Below are 18,995 nucleotides of genomic sequence, written 5' to 3'. Positions count from 1 at the left end.
CAAACAATAAAGTTGAAATAGATTTCAAATATCTTGTATGATTTGAAACCTATAAATTTTATTGTTATATTCCAAAATTTATATTAAATTTTATAAAGACCAAATAATTAATTGTTTTAGTTGAAAATAAATTTTTATTTGACTTCTTTCTTGTTTTTTTCTTATAATAAATAAAAAGGTACTTTTTAATTATTATTTTGTAAAAAGAGAGTTTAAAGTAAAATAGATAATATTAAATGGAAAACTGCTGATTTTTCAGTAATCATTAAAGGAAGAATTGAGAAAACATTATTTTTCTATTTGGATTTGAAAATTGAATAAATGATTTGAGAAAGTATTGTAAATACTAAAGGAGAATATAAATGGATACTGAAAAAATAAGAGCTCAAGAAAGAGTTTTAGGTGTAAAAGATTGGTTAAAAGTGCTTATTATATTTATGATTCCAATTGTAAATTTTATAATGTGGATAAAATGGTTAGTCTCAGAAGATACAAATTTAAACTTAAAAAATTATTTAATGGCAAGTCTAATTCTTATAGGGATATTTATGTTAATATGGTTTATTATTTTTTTGGGAATTTTTATGATGGCAATAGCAATTCAGGTATAAAAACTTTATAACAGATATTATAATATAATTATAAAAGTAAAATAAAAGAGAGAAGTTCCAAAAATACTTCTCTCTTTTAAATTTTCTAAGATTTTAAATTCTAACTTTATTTTATTTAAATTTGTATGTATTCATAAATATACCAATATTAATATTAAATGTTTACTCACTATCTTGATTATCAGTCATAGTAATGAAATTCAAATCCATCTTCAGGGTCTCCAATTTCATATCCTAATATTTCTGTTGCTTTTTCTTTAAATTCTAAAATCCATGTTTCCCATTCTTTTGCTGGTAATTCTGCATAAAATTGCAGTCCTCCTGGTTCAACACTTACTTCAATGAGTTTTCCTTCGTTTCCATACCAGCATTTCATTTGCTCATTCCAACCAGGCATCATAGTATATAAAACCATTAATTTATCCCAAATTTCATCAGGAGCTGTATAATGAATATTTAATGTTATACCATATGTTTCCATTTTATTCTCCTTATTTTTATCTATAACTTGAGAGGAGAATTACTTTTTATTAGCTTTCCTCTTTAATATAATCATTTATTATTTTCTAAAAGATCTTTGATTAAAAAATCAAAGTCTTTGTTTTTGATTATTCTATAGAAAGCTCTGTTATCATCATTAACTTGTAATTTGACGTCTTCACCAGAGTTTTCTAAAATATTAAATATTTTTTTAAAATTTATCTGTTCTATATTTTGAAGTATAGTAAAACCTTCTTCGTTATCATTCTTTATATTGATAACTTTTGCTACTAATCCATGTTCTTCAAATATATGAAGAATATGAAGAATAATATCATAAGGAATATTACTGTTTTCAGATAATTCTTTTGCTGTAATTGGAGAAAGATTATTTAAATATCTTCTTATAAGCTCTCTTATTATTATCATTCCAGTGTATTCTTTAGATTTGAAGCTTATTCCATTTACATTATTAGAGTGAGATTTTAAATCTTTGTTTTGTAAAAAATATGATAAATGAGCTCCAAGAATAATAAAGAACCACATTATTTTCAGCCATAAGAAGAAAATAAAAATAACAGAAAAACTTCCATATATCCTATTATATGTGATAATCATTACTTGAAGATGTATAAAGAAATATTGAAGCCCTGAAAAAAGTGCAGATGTAAAAATTGCTGAAAAAAAAGCTGGAATCAATTTTACTTTTGTATTAGGTATAAGCATATACAATGCTGTAAAAAATAAAAATATACTAAGAGATGGTATTATCTGTAAAAGATAAGGGGAAATGTCATAAATACCTTCTAATTTTTTACCTAATATAACCATACCACCATTTATAGTAAGTATAAGTAATGGAAATAATAGAAAAAAAGCTATATAATCAGTTATTTTCCTTAAAATCATTCTTGATTTTTCTACCTGCCAGATATCATTAAATGATTTTTCAACAATAGAAAACATAGTGATCAAAGTCCAACCCAATGATAAAAATCCTATTCCAGCCAGAACTCCACTTCTTGCATTTTCTAAAAGATTTTCAGAAAATTCAACAAGAAATGTAATCATTTCTTCATTCAAAGGAGAATATTTGCTCAACTGAATAATGATATTTTCTGCTACCCCTAACCAACTTCCTAAACTGAATAAAATTGCAAATACAGGAACAAGAGATAGAAGAGTATAAAAACAAAGAGATGTAACCCAGAGGGCAGAGTTGGCTCTTTTATAATTTTCTAATGCTCTTTGAATACCTGAAATTATATTGGATATTTTTCCCTGTCTAGCTACTTCTTTAAAAAAGTAAATTAGTTTTCTCTTTATATTCATAAACATTATTCCCCTCTTTTCTGTATTAAAATCTTGTGTATTATTCTTCAGATGCTTCTATTCTATTATTTGCTTCATCTATTTCATCAATTCTAATTTTTTCACCAATAGTAGTTACATCAGCAGTTACAAGAGAAACATCAGGCGCATTCAGATCCCTATAGTTTAATTCAAAATCATTTTTCTTTATTGCATACACAGTGGAAAGCGTCATTGGAGAAATAACATAATCTCCAACTCTTACAGCAACTGTTTTTCCATCTGAGTCTTTCATATAAAATGGATTTTCATGTGTACCAATCCCTTGAAGAACTTTATTGTCTACTTGAATGGCTTTTATTTCTTTAAAATCATTAATTTTTTTATCACCAATATGTGAAAAAACAGGAGAAGCACTAATAGGAATAAGGAGCTTTTCCATCACATAATATTCTGGGATTATTTCTTTTGATAGTGTAATTGAAGCAGTTAAAGAAAAAACTGCAAGTATAGCTAAGAATTTTTTCATTTTTCCTCCTGAAATATTTAAGTTGTTTTAATTTTTAATTATTATTAATAAGCCATTTCTTGAAGCTTCCTTATTCTGTCTTCAGTAGATGGATGTGTACTGAAAAGAGAAGCCATCTTACTTCCAGTTAATGGATTTACTATAAACATATTTTCTGTAGCTGGAGCAGCATTTCTCATAGGAATTCTGCTGCTGTAATCTTCTAGTTTTCTCAATGCTCTTGCAAGATACAAAGGATTTCCACTGACTTTTGCTCCAAATTCATCAGCCTTGTATTCTCTAGTTCTAGATATAGCCATCTGCACAAGCATAGCAGCAATAGGAGCAAAGATAGCTACTGCAATCATTGCTAAAGGATTTCCTCTATCTCTGTCATCATTTCTATTACTTCTTCCACCAAATATTGCAGCCCATTTTGCCATATTGGCAAGGAAAGTGATAGCTCCTGCCATGGTAGCTGCAACGGTTCCTATTAAGATATCTCTGTTATGTACATGTCCAAGTTCATGTCCAATGACACCAGAAAGTTCATCTTCATCAACTATATCCATAAGTCCTCTTGTAACAGCAACAGCAGCATGATTTGGATTTCTTCCAGTGGCGAAAGCATTAGGTTGATCTTCATTTAATATATATACCTTAGGCATAGGTATTTCAGCTTCAGTAGCCAGTTTTTTTACTAATTGATATAAACGACTGTTTTCATCTACTGGTTGTGCTCCATACATGGATAATACTATTTTATCACTAAACCAGTATGAGACGAAATTCATTACTCCTGCCATTATTAAAGCAAAAATAAGTCCTTCTCTTCCAGCTACAGCATTCCCTATGAGCATAAGAATAAATGTCATAACAGCCATTAGTATAAAAGTTTTTAAAGTTTTCACTTTATTCACTCCTTTTTCTTTTTAATTTTAATATATTATATTATATCACTATCTGGTTCTAAAATAACATATTATTTTTTTTATGTCAAAGTTTAGAATTTTTATCTAGCTGTTGAATAAAAAAGAAAATTTGAGTATAATCTATAATAGGGAGGAATAGTTAATATTTTTAAAATATTATAAAATTGAGAGGCTGAAAAATGACAAATGAAAATGATAAATATATAAAGGGAATAATAGATATAGGAACAAATTCATGCAGATTATTTATAGCTGAAATTATGAAAACTAAAGAGGAAATAAATATTTTAAATGAATTAGTAAAAGAAGTAGAAATTGTAAAACTTGGAGAAGAGGTAAATAAAAATCATTTTCTCAAGGAAGAAGCAATAGAAAGAACTATTGAGTGTCTAAAAAAATATAAAGAAACAGCAGATAAATATGAAGTAAAAGAATTGAAAGCTTTTGCTACATCAGCAACAAGAGATGCAGATAATAGAGAAGAATTTTTAAAAAAAGTCAGAGATTTAGGGATTGAAATAGAGTGTATATCTGGAGAAGAGGAAGCCAAACTAAATTTTCTTGGAAATTCTTTAGTATTTGATGAGAGAATACTGGTTATAGATATAGGTGGAGGAAGTACAGAATTTACTCTTGGAAAAAATAATGAAATTGATTTTATAAAAAGTATAGATATTGGTGCTGTGAGAGCTACAGAAAAGTTCTTTTCTCGAGATGATTACTCAAAAGAGAATATAGAAAAATGTAAGGAATGGATAAAAAAAAATATTGAAGAAATAAAAAAAATCAGAGATGAAGAATTTAAAGTAGTGGGAGTGGCTGGAACAGCTACTACACAGATATCTGTAAAAAAAGAAATGAAAATATATAATAGCCAGCAAGTACACATGTCTGAAATATCTGTGAAGGAATTAGAGGAAAATTTAAAACTATTTATTTCAAAAAATATAGAGGAAAGAGAAGAAATAATTGGTCTTGAACCAAAGAGAGCAGATGTGATAATAGCAGGAACTATTATCTTGATAACTATTTTAAAAGAATTGAATAGAGATAAGATAGTTATTTCTGAATCAGATAATCTGACAGGAGCTATGATAAAGGAGGAAGAAAATGAGTGAGAGGCTTGAGTGGATACTTGAAGCTTATGAGAGTTTTAGGAGGTCTTCTGAAAGAAGATTAATAGCAGGGAATATTTTTGATTATTTCATGCAGGATTTCAGTGGAGAGATAAGTGATGCTTACGATCCCGCGACAAAAGAGGAGATAAAAGAAGATATAAAAGAGATGGCTGATATTATATATAATGAAGAAGATAAGCATAAAAGAGAATTTTTAGTAAAAATTCTGGTAAATATAGTAAAAATGCTTTAATAAATATAATTTATAAGCAGGAGGTGGAAAAATGAAAAAACTGTATTTGGACAGATGTTCTATAGGTGGTTGAGCCAGTAAAATAGGACCAGAGGTCTTAAGTGATGTACTTTCAAAACTTCCAAGTGTGGAAGATAAAAATCTAATAGTAGGATTTGATAAATCAGATGATGCGGCAGTATATAAGCTTACTGATGATATAGCTATGATACAGACTTTGGATTTTTTTACTCCTATGGTAGATGATCCTTATGTCTTTGGACAAATAGCAGCAGCTAATTCATTGAGTGATGTATATGCTATGGGAGGAATTCCTAAAACAGCAATGAACATAGTATGCTTTCCTGAAAAAATGGATATAAATATTCTTGGAGAGATATTAAGAGGTGGAGCTGAAAAAGTTGCAGAAGCAGGAGCTGTTCTAAGTGGTGGACACTCAATACATGATTCTGAAATAAAATATGGACTGTCAGTTACAGGGATTGCCCATCCAGAAAAAATTTTAAAAAATCATGGATGTGAAACTGGAGATATTCTTATATGCACCAAATCTTTAGGAACAGGGATAATTACAACTGCTTCAAAAGTAGGAATGGCAAGTGAGAAGGCTTTAAAAAAATCTATAGAAAATATGACTGCTTTAAATAAATATGTAGGAGAAATTATTGTAAAATACCCTGTTACTGCCTGTACAGATATAACTGGATTTGGATTTTTAGGGCATTCTTTTGAAATGGCTGAAAATTCTGAGAAAACTTTAATTTTTGAAGCTGAATTTATCCCTTATATAGAAGAAGCAAAGGGATATGCTCAAGATTTTCTTATAACAAGTGGTGGGCAAAAAAATAGAAATTATGTACAGAAACATGTAGATTTTCAAAATATTCCTCTATGGATGCAGGAAATATTATATGATCCTCAGACTTCAGGAGGATTATTATTTTCAATAAAAAAAGAGTATATTAAAGAATTGATGGAAGAATTTAATTTTAAAAATATAGAAGCGCATGTAGTTGGAAGTGTTGTAAATAAAAAGGATAAATTTATTATTGTGAGGTAGGCATTATGGAGAAAAATCTGTTTCAAAAACTTCCTAAAGTAGATATTCTTATGAAAAATGAAAAGCTGGAAGAGATAAGTAAAAAATTAAGTTATCACAATTATTATCAGGCAGTTAAAGATGGAATAGAGTTTTTTAGAAATAAAATCAAAAATAGAGAAATAGATAACTTTTCAGAAGATGAAGTAATTTTAAAAATAAAAGAAATATCAAGAGTTAAAAATAAATTGAATTTAAGAAAGGTTATAAATGGAACTGGAACTATAATTCATACTAATTTAGGTCGTTCTATCTTAAATGAAAAAATAACTGAAGATTTAGGAGAAATACTTTTAAACTACAGCAACCTTGAATATGATTTAGAAACTGGAAGTAGAGGGAGCAGATATTCTCATATAGAAAAACTAATATGTGAAATAACAGGAGCAGAAGGAGCACTAATAGTAAATAATAATGCTGCAGCTGTTATTTTATGTCTGAATGAATTTGCCAATGGAAGAAATACAATTGTATCAAGAGGAGAATTAGTTGAAATAGGGGGCTCTTTTAGAATTCCTGAAATAATGAAATTAGCTGGAACAACTTTGAAAGAAGTAGGAACAACAAATAAAACTCATATTTTTGATTATGAAGATAATATAGATGAAGAAACAGCAGTCTTGTTGAAAGTTCATACTTCTAATTTTAAAATAACTGGTTTTACAGAAGAAACTGATAAAAAAGATATAGCAAAACTTGGAAAAAAGTATGGATTGCTGACAATGGAAGATCTTGGAAGTGGAGTATTAGTTGATTTTTCAAAATATGGACTTTCTAAGGAACCAACTATTCAGGAAAGTATCAATTCAGAAATAGACATAGTTACTGTAAGTGGAGATAAACTTTTAGGTGGACCCCAATGTGGTATAATTTTAGGAAAAAAGCCATTGATAGAAAGATTGAAAAAGAATCAATATCTAAGAGCTTTTCGTGTAAATAAAATAACTATTTCCATACTGGAAAATATTTTTCAATATTATAAAGACAAAAGGGAAGCTTTAAAAGAGATTCCAGTTTTAAAAATGATAACTGAAGAAAAAGAAAAGGTATTAGAGAGAGCAGAAAAATTATCATCTATGCTCTTAGAAGGAAATATAGAAAATAATATAATTGAAACAGAAGCTAAAATAGGTGGAGGCTCTATGCCAGAAGAAACAATAAAAAGTTATGGTATTTGTTTTGTTGGAGATGCTGTTTTGCTGGAAAAAAGATTCAGAGCAAATGATATTCCTATAATAGGAAGGATAAAAAATAATCATTTTATTATAGATGTAAAGACATTAAGAGAAAAAGACTTTGAAGAAATATTAGGAGCTGCTGAAAGGATACTTCTATGAGAAATGTAATAATAGGAACAGCAGGTCATATTGATCATGGGAAAACAACTGTTGTAAAAGGACTGACAGGACAGGATACTGACACTCTTCCTGAAGAAAAAACAAGAGGAATGACAATTGATTTGGGATTTACTTTTTTTACTTTAAGTAATGGGAGAAAAATTGGAATAGTAGATGTTCCTGGTCATGAAAAATTTATAAAAAATATGGCAGCAGGAGTCACAGGAATAGATATGATTCTTTTTATTATAGCCTGTGATGATGGAATTAAACCCCAAACTTTGGAACATGCTGATATCATAAAAATATTAGGTGTTAAAAGGGGAATAATACTTCTTACTAAAAGGGATTTAGTAGATGAAGCTAAAGTATTTGAACTTAAGAAAAATGTGAAAGAGCTTTTTAAAAATTCATATTTAGAAAATAGTGCAATCTTGGAAATATCTGATAAAGATTCTCAAAGTTTTGAAAAATTAAAAAAATTACTGGAAAAAGAGATATTTAAAGTAGAAGATAATCAGAATGAAATTAAAGATTTTAGATTGGATATAGATAGAGTATTTTCTGTAAAAGGATTTGGAACAGTAGTTACAGGTACTTCTAAAAATGATAAAATTTCTGTTGGAGATATTGTAATGATTTATCCTCAACAGAAAGAAATAAAAATAAAAGGAATAGAAAATCATGGAAATAGAGTAGAAATTCTGGAAGCTGGAAATAGATGTGCTTTAAATATAAATATAGATTCTAAAGAAATAAAGAGAGGAAACATTATAGCTAAAAAAAATTCTCTCATTATATCTAATAAAATTGATTGTATTTTTACACTTTTAAAAAGAAGCAGTAATATGAAAAATAATCAGAGAATAAGAGTAAATATAGGAACAGAAGAACTTATAGGAAGAGTGAAAATATTTCATGAAGATGAAATATTTTCTGGAAATAAAAAATTTGTGCAAATAGAATTCGAGAAAGAATCAGCTTTTTCTATAGGAGATGTAGGAATAGTGAGAAGTTTTTCACCAATATCTACTATTGGAGGAATAGAAATAATAAATATTTCTAAAGAGAGGGCAAAAAGAAAAGACTTAAAATATTTAGAAAGATTAGAGATTCTTTCTTCTAAAAATAAATATAAAAAAATAGAAAGTATAATATTGAATAGTGACAATATATTTTTGAACAAAGAAAGCATAGAACTTCTTTTAGGAGAAAAAGTATTAGAGACAGATATAGAAAGCTCTCAAAATACACAGAAAATATTTGATGATATTTATATAAACACAAATAAGTTAGAAAACTTAGAAAATAAAATTTTAGAATACTTGGATCAATATCACCAAAAATATCCATTAATTACAGGAATAAAGAGATCAGAACTAAAAAATAGATTTTTTGAAAATTATTCAATAAAGGTGTATAATATAATTATAGAGTATTTTAAGAAAAAAGCTACTATTGAAATACAGGAAGAATATATTTTTAAAAAAGGCTTTAAAATAAAGTTAAATAAAAAACAGAACAAGATGAAAGATGATATATTTTCAATATATAAAAAAAATGGATTTACTCCACAAAAAATAGAAGATGTATCAAAGATGTTTGAGAATAAAGAATTTTTTTCAACAGTTCATTCATACATGGTATATAACTTTTTTCTTATGGAACTGAAAGAAGAAAATTTTATGCTTAAGGGATTTTTTCAAGAAAGTGAAAAAAAGATAAAAAAATATCTTGAAGAAAATAAAAAAATAACTTTAACAGAAGCTAGAGAATTATTAAAAGTTAGCAGAAAATCAGTTCTCTTAATATTAGAAAAATTAGATGAAAATGGGATAACTAAAAGAATTAATGAGTATAGGATTTTAAAATAAACAAATCAGGAGGTAATGTTATGATAAAAGTTAATGCAGTGGGGCAAACTTGTCCAATTCCTATTATAATGACAAAGAATGCTTTGAAAGATATAGAAGAAGGAGAAGTAGAAGTATTAGTTGATAATAAAATATCTCTTGAGAATCTTCAAAAAATGTCAAAAGAAATGGGATATGATTACAGTATTGCTGAAACTGGAGAAGTATTTAGAATTGTTATCAATAAAATAAAAGAAGAAGTTGAAGAGTTTGAAGACGAGGATAATACAGTTGTGGTAATAGATTCTATATATATGGGAAAAGGAGATCCTGAACTTGGAAGAATACTTATGAAAGGATTTATTTATACTCTTACAGAGGTAGAAGTTCTTCCTAAAACTATAATTTTCTATAATGAGGGAGTAAAACTTGCTGTAGAAAATTCTGAAAGCTTAAATGATTTAAAAAATCTTGAAAAAAGAGGGGTAGAAATACTTTGTTGTGGAACATGTGTCAATTTTTACGGATTGACAGATGAAGTAAAAATTGGTAGTATAACTAATATGTATAACATTGTAAATAAGCAGATGTATGCAAGAAGGATAATAAAACCATGATGAAAGAGGAAAAGTTTCTTTTGCTTGTTGCCGACTCTACACATCTTATAATCAAGAGTGAAAAATTACTTAAAGAAAATGGGATAGAATGTAGAATAATTCCACTCCCTTCTGAAGTGAAGGCAACTTGTGGTCTCTCGATCAAAACAGAGTTTGAAAATAGAAATAGAGCAGATGAACTGTTTAAATCTAATGGGATAGAATTAGAAGAATATAGTGTAATAAAAAAAGGTTTAAAAAAACATATAGAAAAATTAGATTAATCAAAGTAAATGGTGGCGTAGGGAAACTGGTGTTTTCAGCAGTCTTCAAAACTGTCATGGTGGCTTAAAGTCATTGGTAGGTTCGATTCCTACACGCTACCGCCATAAATATAAATATATCAAAGCTGGGTGAAAAGAAAATGCTTTCTCTCAGCTTGTTTTTTATTTGAAATAATGATATACTTATAAGTGAATATAGATAAAGGTGGGCTTGAATTGGTTTTGTAACCTTGTATATTTTTAAAAAAATTAACAGTTTTAAAAAGATAAAAAATGGGTTATAATATTTGTAATAAATATAAATTAATAATGCTTTTAAATTAAGAGGTGTATATGTTAGACAAGATAATAATAAAAGGTGCAAGAGAACATAATTTAAAAAATATAGATATTGAAATTCCAAAGAATAAATTTGTAGTTATTACTGGAGTAAGTGGAAGTGGAAAATCTTCACTTGCTTTTGATACTATTTATTCTGAAGGACAAAGAAGGTATGTAGAAAGTCTTTCTGCTTATGCAAGACAGTTTATTGGTCAGATGAATAAACCAGAAGTAGACAGTATAGAAGGATTGGCTCCTGCTATATCTATTGAACAAAAAACAACTAACAGAAACCCTCGTTCTACTGTAGGAACTATTACAGAAGTATATGATTATATGAGGCTTCTTTTTGCGCATATAGGAACAGCTCATTGTCCTATATGTGGAAGAAAGGTTGAAAAACAAAGTACAGAAGAGATAACAGAGGGAGCAATAGAAAGATTTAAAGAAGGAGATAAGATAATAGTTTTAGCTCCAGTTGTAAAAGATAAAAAAGGAACACATAAAAATCTTTTTCTCAATCTTCTGAAAAAAGGATATGTAAGAGCAAGAGTAAATGGAACTATTCTTTATCTTGAAGATGATATAGTTCTAGATAAAAATCTTAAACATAATATTGAAGTAGTAATAGATAGACTTGTATTGAAAAAAAATGATAAGGAATTTCAAAGCAGGCTGACACAATCTGTTGAAGCAGCTACAGAACTTTCAAATGGAAAAGTTATTCTAAATGTAAATAATCAAGATTTTGCATATAGTGAAAATTTTGCATGTCCAGAACATGATGAAGTGAGTATACCTGATCTTAATCCAAGATTGTTTTCTTTCAATGCTCCATTTGGAGCTTGCCCAGAATGTAAGGGAATTGGAAAAAATCTTGAAGTTGATGAAAATAAGCTGATAGATAATGATGAATTATCTATTAATGAAGGAGGTATGTATATACCAGGCGCCATGGCTAGAAAAGGATACAGCTGGGAAATATTTAAAGCAATGGCAAAACATTTGAAAATAGATATTAACAAGCCTATAAAAGATCTTTCAAAAAGAGATAGAGATATAATATTTCATGGAAGTGATGTTAAGTTTAAATTTGATTATGAAGGTGATGATTTTCAATTTCATGGATATAAACAATATGAAGGAGCAGTGAAAAATCTTGAAAGAAGATATCATGAAACATTTTCTGATGCAATGAAAGAAGAAATAGAAAATAAATATATGGTTGAAAGAATATGTAAAGTCTGCAATGGAAAAAGATTAAAACCAGAAGTTCTTTCTGTTACTGTTGGAGATAAAAATATCATGGAGATATGTGAATTGAGTATAAAAGATTCACTTAAATTTTTTCTTGATTTAAAACTTACTAATAAGCAGGAACTGATAGCTAAAGAAATCTTAAAAGAGATAAGAGAAAGGCTTACATTTATGATAAATGTAGGACTTGATTATTTAAATCTTGCTCGTGAAACAAAGACTCTTTCAGGAGGAGAGGCTCAAAGAATAAGACTTGCAACTCAGATAGGATCAGGGCTTACAGGAGTACTTTATGTATTGGATGAGCCAAGTATTGGACTTCATCAAAAAGATAATGATAAACTTCTTGCTACATTAGGAAGACTTAAAGATTTAGGAAATACTTTAATAGTTGTAGAACATGATGAAGATACTATGCTTCAAGCTGATGAGATACTTGATTTAGGACCAGGAGCTGGAGATTTTGGAGGGGAAATAGTTGCTTATGGAAGTCCTAAGGAAGTAATGGAAAACAAAGAATCTATCACAGGAAAATATTTAAAAGGAGAATTGAAGATAGATATACCTGAAAAAAGAAGAAAATGGAAAAAATCTATAAAAGTAATAGGAGCAAAGGGAAATAATCTGAAAAATATAAATGTTGAAATTCCTTTGGGAGTTATGACAGTGATTACTGGAGTAAGTGGAAGTGGAAAATCTACACTTATTAATCATACCTTATTCCCAGCACTCTTTAATAAATTGAATAAAGGAAAGCTCTATCCCTTGGAGTATAAAGAAATAAAGGGAATAGAGGAACTTGAAAAAGTTATAAATATTGATCAGAGCCCAATAGGGAGAACTCCAAGATCTAATCCAGCTACTTATACTAAACTTTTCGATGATATAAGAACTATTTTTGCTGAAACAAAAGATGCCAAACTGCACGGATTTACAAAGGGAAGATTCTCTTTCAATGTAAAAGGTGGTAGATGTGAAGCATGTCAAGGGGCAGGAATAATTAAAATAGAAATGAATTTTCTTCCAGATGTATATGTAGAATGCGAAGTATGCAAGGGTAAAAGATATAATAAAGAAACATTAGATGTATATTATAAAGGAAAGAATATTTCTGATGTATTGAATATGAGTGTAAGAGAGGCTTATGAGTTTTTTAAAGCTGTACCATCTCTTGAGAGAAAATTAAAAGTACTTATGGATGTTGGATTGGATTATATTAAACTAGGTCAGCCTGCAACTACTCTTTCAGGGGGAGAAGCTCAAAGAATAAAACTTGCAACTGAACTTTCTAAAATGACAAAAGGTAAAACAATCTATATTTTAGATGAGCCTACTACTGGACTGCATTTTGAAGATATAAGAAAGCTTTTGGAGGTATTGGACAGACTGGTAGAGAAAGGAAATACAGTAGTTATCATAGAACATAACCTAGATGTTATTAAAACAGCAGATCATATAATAGATATAGGACCTGATGGAGGAGACAGAGGTGGAACTGTGGTAGCTTGTGGAACTCCAGAAGAAATATCTGATATAAAAGAAAGTTATACTGCTGTATATATAGATAGAATGCTGAAAGGTGCAGAAAGAAAAGAGAATAAAAAAGTTCAGAAGAAAAAAGCTAAAATAACTCCAGTATTTAATGAAACTATATTAGAAGCTGCAGAAGAAGTAGCTGTAATAGATTATGAAGAAAAGCCTAAAAAAAGAGGAAGAAAAAAGAAAGAGGAGCTGGGGAAATAGATGTATGAATATTTGAGAGGAAAGGTAGAATATAAGAAACCAGATTATCTGGCATTAGATGTAAATGGAGTAGGTTACAAAGTAAATATATCTTTGAGAACCTATGACTTTATTAATGCTGGAGAAGAGGTAAAGCTTTATATCTATAACTATATAAAAGAAGATGCTTTTAAACTAATAGGTTTTTTAGAAGAAAGAGAAAGAAATCTTTTTGAAATGCTTCTTGGAGTAAAGGGAATAGGTGTATCTTTAGCTCTTTCAGTAATGTCTACTTTTGATATAGATACAATCAGAGATCTTGTAGCAACAGATGATTATAATAATCTTAAAAGAGTTCCTAAGCTAGGGGAGAAAAAATCTCAACAGTTGATCTTAGATTTAAAAAGCAAGTTAAAAACATTAGATGCTCTTTCTATAGATACAAGAAATGATGAAGCAGCAAGGCATCTCATGATAGAAGAGGAGCTTATTTCTGCTCTAGAAGGATTGGGATACAGTAAAAAAGAAATAAATACTCTTATAACTAGAGAAGAACTTAAAAGCTTCAAAACTATTGAGGAAGCTATAAAAGGAGTGCTAAAAAAAGTTAATTATTAATTTTGGGAGGTACAAATCATGGAATATAAAGAACTATTTGAAACAGGAATGTCATTTGATACTTTTTTTAATGTAGCAAATACATCTGAAAAAGATAAAATGAAGGAAATAGCTTCGATAACTAAAATAAAAGATGAAAATATAGAAAGAATAAAAAAAATAGATAAGAAATATAATTTTTTATTAAGTGCAGAGTCATGGTGTCCATATGTTCGTGCAACAGTACCAGTACTTATGAAAATGATAGAGTTTAATCCTAACATAAAATTAAGTATAATAACAGAAGGAAGAGGATTTAAATTTCTAAGAGAAAAATTAGGAATACCTGAAGAAAAATATGTAGTACCTACTTTAGCTATACTTGATGAGAATTTTAATTTTGCTGCTAGATATATAGGAAGGCCAAGTAAATATAGAAATATAGGATTTGAAAATGTAAGCAGTGAATATTTTAAAGGACATCGTTCTGATGATATTGTAGAAGAGATATTGGAAAGAATGGGATATTAAATTATAAATTAAATTTTAAAAATAAGTAAGGAACCTTAATAATTAGGGTTCCTTTTTTTATGTATAAAAATAAATTTTAATAGTATATAGATAAAAAATCTAATATATTATAAAAAATAGAAATTATAAAATAAAAATTTAAAAAATAAGATATAAACAAACAAATAAAGTATGATAATTTATATATAAAAATAATAGTTCAAATATAAAAAAGAATAAAATTAATAAAGAGAAAGAAAATAAAAAATATTTAAAATAAAAGTAAAAAAAGATAACCTCTTTAAAAATAAGGAGTTATGGTTTAAAAAGGTTCGCATTATTACAATAATGCGCCCTGTTAAAATATATTTTCATTTTAAATATATTAAACTTTTTAGAATTATAGATTATTATAGTGAAATAATACTACTAAAATAAAAAAATGTCAATACTAAAAATGACATTTTTAAGAAATGTTAGAATGAATTTATTGAGATTTGAGTATAAAAGGGTTCTCATTATTGTAATAATGCGAACCTTTTTATATTCCTTAATAAACAAGTACTTTTACAAAATTATAAAATAGATATCTAATTTTAAAAAATCAAGAAAATATATAATTTTAAAGATTGAAAAATATTAATATTAAAAAATATTTTTTGATAAACTATTGTTAAATTCTAATAAAATCAAATAAAATTACTAAATGTATATTTTGAATAAAAAATATTACAAAATATATATAATAATATTATTTTAAATAAAATATTAAAAATAATTTAAAAATACAAAAAAGAAACAATTGAAAAAATAAAAGTCAAGGAGCTAGGGGAAAGTGAAAAGACAAAGTTCAAAAATTTTAATGATAGTATTACAGTTTTTATTCTATTTTCTGATAAATAAAATATTTAAAGTACCAGACAGAATCATGTATAACACTTTCTTTATCTATCTTACATTAAATCTTACCAAAAATATGTATTCCTTTAAAACTATACTCATATGGGAAGAACTAAAAAAACAACTCTTTGTACATACAGAGTATCTCATAATTATGCTGATAAATGATGCAGCATTCTGGGGAAGCAAGTATATATCCGTTCATTTGATAGTAGGAATAACATTTACCTTCTTTAACTTAATTATAATAAAAATTATAAGAAATATATTTAGAAAATCGTTAGAAAAAAGGCTTTTAATCATAGGAGTTGGAAATACAGCTAGAGAATTAACTCATGTAATAAAGCAAAATAATTTTACAATGTATAACTTATTAGGATATATAAGCGCTAATTCTCTGGAAGGAGTTAATCAAAGCATAAGAGTAGAAGAAGAAAAGATACTTGGAAACTGCTGTGATATTGAAAGAGTAATAGAAGAAAATCAAATAAATGAAGTAATAATAGCTCTTCCATTAGCAGATAATAAACAGATGTCAGAAATAATTAACAGGCTGGATGGAAAAGTAAATAAAATAAAATTTACACCAGAATTAAATGGAACATATACTTTTAATTCAAATATAGAGGATTATGATGGAATAATGCTTGTATCTTCATACAATGGAATGAATAGAAGAACAAATAAATTTCTAAAAAGAAGCTTTGATATAGTTACAGGAATAGCAGGATGTTTAGTTCTTTTTATGCTTTACCTTATATATGCTCCAAAGATAAGAAAAGATGGAGGAAAAGCAATGTTCCTTCATACAAGAATAGGACAATATCTAAAAACTTTTAAAATGTATAAGTTTAGAACTATGTATGCTGATGCAGAGAAAAGACTGGAAGAAATGTTATCAAAGGATGAAAAACTAAAAGAGGAATTCTATAAGAATTTTAAACTTAAAGATGACCCAAGAATAACAGAGGTAGGAAAATTTTTAAGAAAAACATCATTAGATGAGTTTCCACAATTTATAAATGTAATAAAGGGAGAAATGTCATTTGTTGGACCAAGACCAGTAGTACAAAAGGAAGTAGATATGTACTATGGTAAGGAAAACAGCAGAAAGATATTTATGGTAAAACCAGGAATAACAGGAATGTGGCAAGCAAACGGTAGATCAGATGTAGAAAATTATGATGAAAGAATAGCTTTAGATCTTTATTACATAAGAAACTGGTCATTATGGCTGGATGTAATAATAACAGTGAAAACAATAAAGAATGTTATTGGGAAAAAGGGGGCATATTGATGGAAAATAAAAAAATTTCGATAATAGTTCCTATATATAATGGAGAAAAATATTTGAAAAAACTGGTAGAAAAACTAAAAGAACAAAAAGGTAATTTTTCAATTGAATTAATAGCATTAGTAAGTTATTCAAAAGATAAAAGTTTAGAAGTATCAAAAGAATTATTTGATAAAGTTTTAGAGGTTAAAAAGTTTAATCATGCTAAAACGAGACATGAAGGAGTATTAATAGCTGAGGGAGATGTATTAGTTTTTATAACCCAAGATATATTGCCTTATGATAATAATTGGTTAAAAGAATTAGTTAGTCCTTTAAATAAAAATATTATTGCTTCTTTTTCAAAACAAATAGCATATGAGGAACATTCTGAAATAGAAAAAATTATTAGAAGGTTTAATTACCCAGATGAAAATAGAATTTGTAACAAAGAAAATAAAAAGGCTAATGGAAGGAAAAATATATTCTATAGTGATGCTTCTTCAGCAATATTAAAAGAAGAGTTTTTTAAATTAGGAGGATATGATTTTCTCGTTCCAACAAATGAAGATGTGTACTTAGCTTCTAAAATAATAAAAAAAGGAAAATCATTTATTTATAGAGCGGAGAGTAAAATATGGCATTCACATTATTTGTCTTTAAAGGAAACATATAAAAGATATAAGGATATAGGAAAATTTGAAAAGTTATTTGAAAAAGAAATAGATTTTTTAAAAACAGAGAATGAAGGGAAAAAGTTATTAATATATTTAATAAAAGAGTTAATTAAAAAAGGAAAAATAAAAGAACTCCTATATCTTCCTTTTGATATAGGAATTCGGTGGATTGGGTATAAAATAGGGAGGAAATTATGAAAAAACTTTTATATATATCAACTTTTTTACCAAGTAAAAAAAGTAAATTTCCTTCAGCAGGATCTAATACAACATTAAGTAATATAAAGAATCTTCATAAAAGTGGTTATAAAATTGATTTTTGTTCTTTAGTTAACTTAAAGGAATATAAGGATAAAATATTTTATGAAAATGAATGTATAGAAAACCTAATTTTATTTAAAATATCTATTTTAAATAAAATAGTTAATTTAATTTGGAATTTTCAATTACCAATTTTATGTTCTGTAAGATATGACAGAAGATTAAAAAAATTTTTAAAAGAAAATTCTCAAAATTATGTTTCAATTATTTTTGATTTTACCCAAAATATTAATTATTTGAAAGATATAAAGGGAGTAAAAAAAATATTAATAGAACATGACATATCTTTCCAAGCTTTTGAAAGAAAAATGAATAATGAAAAAAATTATTTGAGGGAATTATTTTATAAATTTGAATATAAAAGATTAAAAAAATATGAAGAAACAATGCTTGGCAAATTTGATTTAGTCATAGTTCAGAATGATAAAGATTATAAACTTATAGAGGGAAAAAATAGAAATATTAAAATATTGAAACCATTTTTTAATAAATTTCTAATAGAGCCTAGAAAGAGAAATAAAGAAATAAATATTGGATTTTTTGGTGCTATGAATAGGGAGGAAAATGAAGAGGCAGTTATTTTTTTTCTGAATAAAATTTGGAAAAAAATTCAAAAAAAGAATATTTATTTTTATATTATAGGAGCAAATCCAAGTGAAAAATTAAAAAAAATAGTTAGCAATTATTCTAATGTTATTTTAACTGGATTTATTGAAAAGGTAGAGGAATATTTTTCTATTTTAGATATAGGAGTAATTCCTTTATTAAAAGGGGCTGGAATAAAGATAAAAACAGTAGAAATGTTATATTCTGGAATTCCTGTAGTTTCAACAGAAGTTGGAATTGAAGGTATTATAGTTAAAAATGGGCAAGACTATTTATTGGCTAATTCAATAGAGGAATTTGTAAATAAAATAAAAATGTTAATAGAAGATAAAGAATTATACAAAATAATAAAAGATAATCTTATAGTAAAGCGAGAAAGATTAATTTTGGGAAAAGAAATATCAGATTTAATAAATCTTTAAAGGAGTA

The 18,995-nt window shown here is 27.1% G+C and carries 18 protein-coding genes and 1 tRNA gene; 15 read left to right on the top strand and 4 right to left on the bottom strand.

Annotated elements, in window-relative coordinates:
• Positions 1-362 precede the first annotated feature (362 nt).
• The gene (locus E6771_RS01725; protein WP_316089206.1) at positions 363-611 is read left to right on the top strand and encodes a hypothetical protein; all 249 of its coding nucleotides are present in this window, start codon (positions 363-365) and stop codon (positions 609-611) included.
• A gap of 181 nt (positions 612-792) precedes the next feature.
• Here the strand turns inward: E6771_RS01725 and E6771_RS01720 are convergent, their stop codons facing one another.
• The 4 genes from E6771_RS01720 to htpX form a co-directional block, all read right to left on the bottom strand.
• Positions 793-1,092: a hypothetical protein gene (locus tag E6771_RS01720; RefSeq protein ID WP_316089204.1), complete on the bottom strand. Its 300-nt coding sequence runs from the start codon at positions 1,090-1,092 to the stop codon at positions 793-795.
• 71 nt (positions 1,093-1,163) lie between these two features.
• Complete coding sequence (locus E6771_RS01715) at positions 1,164-2,423, bottom strand: YihY/virulence factor BrkB family protein (RefSeq protein WP_316089203.1); 1,260 nt, start codon at positions 2,421-2,423, stop codon at positions 1,164-1,166.
• A gap of 40 nt (positions 2,424-2,463) precedes the next feature.
• Entirely contained in the window at positions 2,464-2,931 is a 468-nt protein-coding gene (locus E6771_RS01710) for a hypothetical protein (protein WP_316089201.1), read from the bottom strand.
• A gap of 44 nt (positions 2,932-2,975) precedes the next feature.
• Entirely contained in the window at positions 2,976-3,821 is an 846-nt protein-coding gene (htpX, locus tag E6771_RS01705; RefSeq protein ID WP_316089199.1) for a zinc metalloprotease HtpX, read from the bottom strand.
• Positions 3,822-4,021: 200 nt separating this feature from the next.
• Here htpX and E6771_RS01700 point away from each other — a divergent pair, with 200 nt between their 5' ends.
• The 14 genes from E6771_RS01700 (at position 4,022) to E6771_RS01635 (ending at position 18,988) form a co-directional block, all read left to right on the top strand.
• Complete coding sequence (locus E6771_RS01700; protein WP_316089198.1) at positions 4,022-4,960, top strand: Ppx/GppA phosphatase family protein; 939 nt, start codon at positions 4,022-4,024, stop codon at positions 4,958-4,960.
• On the top strand, positions 4,953-5,213 hold the full coding sequence (locus E6771_RS01695) for a hypothetical protein (protein ID WP_316089197.1): 261 nt from the start codon (positions 4,953-4,955) through the stop codon (positions 5,211-5,213). The genes E6771_RS01700 and E6771_RS01695 overlap by 8 nt, the downstream gene beginning before the upstream one ends.
• A gap of 82 nt (positions 5,214-5,295) precedes the next feature.
• Positions 5,296-6,273 carry a selenide, water dikinase SelD gene (selD, locus tag E6771_RS01690; RefSeq protein WP_410054662.1) on the top strand — a complete coding sequence of 326 codons (978 nt, stop codon included), beginning with the start codon at positions 5,296-5,298 and terminating at the stop codon, positions 6,271-6,273.
• Between the two features lie 5 nt (positions 6,274-6,278).
• Complete coding sequence (selA, locus tag E6771_RS01685; RefSeq protein ID WP_316089194.1) at positions 6,279-7,649, top strand: L-seryl-tRNA(Sec) selenium transferase; 1,371 nt, start codon at positions 6,279-6,281, stop codon at positions 7,647-7,649.
• Positions 7,646-9,523, top strand: coding sequence for a selenocysteine-specific translation elongation factor (gene selB, locus E6771_RS01680; protein ID WP_316089191.1), 1,878 nt, complete (start codon positions 7,646-7,648; stop codon positions 9,521-9,523). The genes selA and selB overlap by 4 nt, the downstream gene beginning before the upstream one ends.
• Positions 9,524-9,543: 20 nt before the next feature.
• On the top strand, positions 9,544-10,119 hold the full coding sequence (gene yedF, locus E6771_RS01675) for a sulfurtransferase-like selenium metabolism protein YedF (RefSeq protein ID WP_316089189.1): 576 nt from the start codon (positions 9,544-9,546) through the stop codon (positions 10,117-10,119).
• Positions 10,119-10,382, top strand: coding sequence for a DUF3343 domain-containing protein (locus tag E6771_RS01670; RefSeq protein WP_316089186.1), 264 nt, complete (start codon positions 10,119-10,121; stop codon positions 10,380-10,382). The genes yedF and E6771_RS01670 overlap by 1 nt, the downstream gene beginning before the upstream one ends.
• An 11-nt stretch (positions 10,383-10,393) precedes the next feature.
• Positions 10,394-10,487, top strand: a tRNA-Sec gene (locus E6771_RS01665).
• Between the two features lie 228 nt (positions 10,488-10,715).
• Positions 10,716-13,703 carry an excinuclease ABC subunit UvrA gene (gene uvrA / locus E6771_RS01660; RefSeq protein ID WP_316089184.1) on the top strand — a complete coding sequence of 996 codons (2,988 nt, stop codon included), beginning with the start codon at positions 10,716-10,718 and terminating at the stop codon, positions 13,701-13,703.
• Positions 13,704-14,300, top strand: a complete 597-nt coding sequence (ruvA, locus tag E6771_RS01655; RefSeq protein WP_316089182.1) for a Holliday junction branch migration protein RuvA — start codon at positions 13,704-13,706, stop codon at positions 14,298-14,300. It abuts the gene before it with no gap.
• 18 nt (positions 14,301-14,318) lie between these two features.
• Positions 14,319-14,810 carry a thioredoxin family protein gene (locus E6771_RS01650; RefSeq protein WP_316089181.1) on the top strand — a complete coding sequence of 164 codons (492 nt, stop codon included), beginning with the start codon at positions 14,319-14,321 and terminating at the stop codon, positions 14,808-14,810.
• 814 nt (positions 14,811-15,624) lie between these two features.
• Positions 15,625-16,986 carry a sugar transferase gene (locus E6771_RS01645; protein WP_316089179.1) on the top strand — a complete coding sequence of 454 codons (1,362 nt, stop codon included), beginning with the start codon at positions 15,625-15,627 and terminating at the stop codon, positions 16,984-16,986.
• Positions 16,986-17,837: a glycosyltransferase family 2 protein gene (locus E6771_RS01640; protein ID WP_316089177.1), complete on the top strand. Its 852-nt coding sequence runs from the start codon at positions 16,986-16,988 to the stop codon at positions 17,835-17,837. Before E6771_RS01645 ends, E6771_RS01640 begins: the two co-directional genes overlap by 1 nt.
• On the top strand, positions 17,834-18,988 hold the full coding sequence (locus E6771_RS01635; protein ID WP_316089174.1) for a glycosyltransferase: 1,155 nt from the start codon (positions 17,834-17,836) through the stop codon (positions 18,986-18,988). The genes E6771_RS01640 and E6771_RS01635 overlap by 4 nt, the downstream gene beginning before the upstream one ends.
• Positions 18,989-18,995: the final 7 nt, after the last annotated feature.

The organism is Fusobacterium sp. (genome assembly GCF_032477075.1).
Classification (GTDB): Bacteria; Fusobacteriota; Fusobacteriia; order Fusobacteriales; family Fusobacteriaceae; genus Fusobacterium_A.
Note: the sequence above shows the minus strand (reverse complement) of the source record. Positions and strands in the feature narration are given on the sequence as shown.